Source organism: Cytophagia bacterium CHB2 (genome assembly GCA_030263535.1).
Classification (GTDB): Bacteria; Zhuqueibacterota; Zhuqueibacteria; order Zhuqueibacterales; family Zhuqueibacteraceae; genus Coneutiohabitans.
This window is the reverse complement of record SZPB01000509.1, coordinates 1-3488: the sequence shown is the minus strand read 5'-3', so window position 1 is coordinate 3488 and position 3488 is coordinate 1. Positions and strand designations below refer to the sequence as shown.

Sequence of the window (3488 nt, the reverse complement as noted above, 5' to 3'; positions counted from 1 at the left end):
ATTCTCCGGTTGGTGGAAGCCTATCCGCAGCTTGAAGAGCGCCTGCCGGATTCGATCAAAAACCAAATACGCGACTGAAGGCATTCTCCCAAAACATACTCACGACAAAGTATCTGCTGCTTTGTTTGACTGACGACTGGTTTTGATAGTTGTTATAATGTGAGAACATCGTAAGGAAGGAAACAGCGAGGTTTGCGGTGGGATGCCAGCGCGCCTGCCAACGTAAATGCAAACTGCGCTCGACGATTCCGGAGGGGAATTCTTCGTGGTAGGATTGTCCAGCGGGAACAGCAAGCCAGGGCTGGTCGAAAGCCGTGGCAATGCGGCCTTCGCCGCGACGGCGGTACTCAAAAACGAATTGCGTCCAAACTTGCCGGCCAGTGTAGGCGCTCGCATGCAGCAGCCAGCGGTCAAAATCATTGCCGAGATAATGCGCGAGCGGCTGCTGGCGATGCCAAAACTTCTCCCAATCGCGCTTGGTTTTGTAGGTGCGATTGGCGACACGCGTGTATTCCAAGCCGATGGTCGCGCCGTTGAGGCCGAACGGTTCTGCGATTCGCCCGCCGATTAACATTCCCCATTCATTCGGCTCCAAATCCGTGCTGTCAACATTTTCGATTTGAAAATCGTCGATCAGCCATTGACCATAAATCTCGACGCCGGCTTTGGGCATGAACATCGCATCAAAGGCGATGGCGGTGTTGGCATTGAGATCGCCGTTGAGCTGCTCGCCGTGATACAGCAACAGCGGATTGAGCATGAGCCACTCGAAACGGCGATGCGGTCCGCCATACAACACCATTTGCGAAAACGCCAGGCGCAACCGCTGCGGCAAAACTTCCGCTTCCAGGCGTCCCGCCGCTAGATAGCGCGAAGCAAATTCCGTACGTAAACTCTGCGCGAGTGAATCCGGTAGGCGCCAGGGGTCGAGCTTGGCTGCGAGATAAACGAAACGCAAGCGCTGCAAATCAAATTGCAAATGCAAGTGATCGAGCGCCCGGCTGTAATCGGAGAGCAATAGCGAGGCATCAAAGCCCCTCCCCCATTTCACATAATCCCGCCCGAATTTTAGACGATATTTGCCCTTGTCAAAGTTTACATATGCCTGTTCCGTCAAGCCCGTAATGTCGCGCCAGCGCTTGCCGAGATATTCCGGCTCATCCGCAACGCCGCGATCCACGCGCATGACATTGACAAAAGAGATTGCCGGCGAAGGGAAAATGCCGGCAAAGCTGCGCACACCAATTTGTGAATGCGCCTCAATGAAATTGCCTTCAATCCCAAGCTCTGGCGGCGTTTGTGAGCGTCCGGAAAAACCGAGTTGTGCAAACACGAATGGCGAGCGAGACGCCCTTTGAAAAACCGTTGATGAAGATAGCTTGTTAAACCAAAAGCTGTTTGCTGATTGATCCTTGATTTGATAGGAAGACTCGTCAATCTTAACATTATTGCGCAATGGTAAAGACATTTGCAACAAAGCCAGCTCGGGGTAGCGCAAACTGAGTTGATCGAGATAGTCGTTCTGCCAATGCCAGGTTGGTTGTATCTGCCAGGGGCTTTGTGCTCTGCCGAGCAACGGTGAGGCCAACAAAATTGTTAGGATTATTTTGGGGAGGTGATGACGAACCATGTGTGCCCATTCAATGTAAAAGCCCTGGCCAGGCCAAGGCTTGTGGTAACGCCTACCATTAATAAGCAACGGCCAAGCCATTGCGAAAAGTTATCCTATTTCTGAATTCTAATGACGCGCGCCGGCACACCGGCAACCACGGCGTTCGCGGGCACATCTTTCGTGACCACGCTGCCAGCGCCGACAATCGCGTTTTCACCAATAGTCAGGCCGCAGAGAATCGTCGATCCCGTGCCGATGCTCGCGCCTCGTTTCACTACCGTGGGAACAACATTCCAATCGGCATCGGTTTGCAATCGTCCGCCTTCACTCGTGGCGCGCGGATACTTGTCGTTGATGAACGAAACATTGTGGCCGATGAAAACTTCATCTTCGATCGTTACACCTTCGCAAATAAACGTATGGCTCGAAACCTTGACAGCGCGGCCGATGCGGGCATTCTTCTGAATCTCCACGAACGCACCGATCTTGGAATCATCGCCAATCGTGCAGCCGTAGAGATTTACAAACGCGAATATTCGGACATTTTCGCCGAGTTTGACATCTGCTGAAATTCGTTGATAGTCTTCCATGAAAATTCCTTGCGTGAATGCGCGGACAGTTGCACGGCCCGTCCGCCGGCGCGCAACGATTTGTCCGCCGCTTCCAAAATGCGCACGACGTTGTAACCCGCTTTGCCGTCGGTGAGCGGCTTGCGTCCGGTGCGAATACAATCCACAAATTCCGCAACCAGCCGGCTGAGCGCTTCGGTTTGATCGATCTTCGGCGCGTACATGTCGCCCATGCGATATTGCACCAGAGTTTGATACACCGATTCTTTTTCCGTGATCTCAACCCCGCGGTTAAAAACCTTTACCTTTTCGCTGGGCTCCATATCGTCATAAACCACCATGTGCTTGCTGCCGCCCAGCAGGATGTCATCATCATCACCACCATCCAGGAACACAGGCACCGCAGCGCCACTGGCATCAATGACATCGTCGCCACCCAGTCCGGACACGTGCAACCGGTCATTGGCAGCCTCGAAATTGCGGACCACTACCGTCGCCGACAGACCTAAAATGATGATATCGCTGCCAGCCATCGTTACCAAGATGACATCGTCGGCTGCTGTGGCCATGACATTAATCACATCAGCCTGACCATCACCGCCGCCTCCCGAAGCGCCCAGATTGATGTCGACTTCAGTAATATCGGTACCCGCAAGATTGTTCACGGTAATTGTATCGGCGCCGCCTAGTGCGATGAACTCGATTGCTTCGGTATCATTCAGATCCATCGTTACATTGGCGACATCCCTGAAGAAACTGGTACGGCCGCCATTGGCGGATATGGAAATATTCTCGGAAACATTGCTGCCATTAAACAGCAGCGTGTCAAAACCTGTGTCGCCCTCAATCACATCGTTGTCATCACCAGGGTTCCATACAAAACTGTCGTCACCTGGCCCCATGATGGCGATATCATTGCCGTCGCCGCCAAGGAATCGATCGCCATTCTGACTGCCAATCAGTATATCGCCTCCCAATCCACCGTTGAAATCCAGCCCGGGCATTCCCGAGGCCAGCGTGCTCGCATCAATGACATCATCACCGCTTTGACCATTAAGAATCAGTCTGTCGTTGACTTCTGCATGGGCGATACGAACCTGCGCTGGAAGGCCGTTAACAAGTATCTGTCCACCCGTTTCTGTCACGCTGATGACATCCCCGGTTGTTGTGCCATTCGCTGTGACACTGTCAACCTGTCCGTCACCCGTATTGGCGCCTATTGAACCTGCCAGATCGATTTCCACCTGTGTCGCATCGGTGCCACTCAGGTTGCCGACAACCATATTGTCAACGCCACCCAGTGCGGA

The 3488-nt window shown here is 53.2% G+C and carries 3 protein-coding genes; all 3 read right to left on the bottom strand.

Annotated elements, in window-relative coordinates:
- Positions 1-55: 55 nt before the first annotated feature.
- Genes FBQ85_28105 through FBQ85_28095 form a run of 3 tightly spaced genes read right to left on the bottom strand, consistent with a single transcriptional unit; the run spans position 56 to position 3464 of the window.
- Positions 56-1711 (bottom strand): capsule assembly Wzi family protein, encoded by a 1656-nt coding sequence (locus tag FBQ85_28105; protein ID MDL1878997.1) that lies wholly within the window; start codon positions 1709-1711, stop codon positions 56-58.
- Positions 1712-1725: 14 nt separating this feature from the next.
- Positions 1726-2202 (bottom strand): N-acetyltransferase, encoded by a 477-nt coding sequence (locus FBQ85_28100; protein MDL1878996.1) that lies wholly within the window; start codon positions 2200-2202, stop codon positions 1726-1728.
- The gene (locus FBQ85_28095; protein MDL1878995.1) at positions 2133-3464 is read right to left on the bottom strand and encodes a hypothetical protein; all 1332 of its coding nucleotides are present in this window, start codon (positions 3462-3464) and stop codon (positions 2133-2135) included. The genes FBQ85_28100 and FBQ85_28095 overlap by 70 nt, the downstream gene beginning before the upstream one ends.
- Positions 3465-3488: the final 24 nt, after the last annotated feature.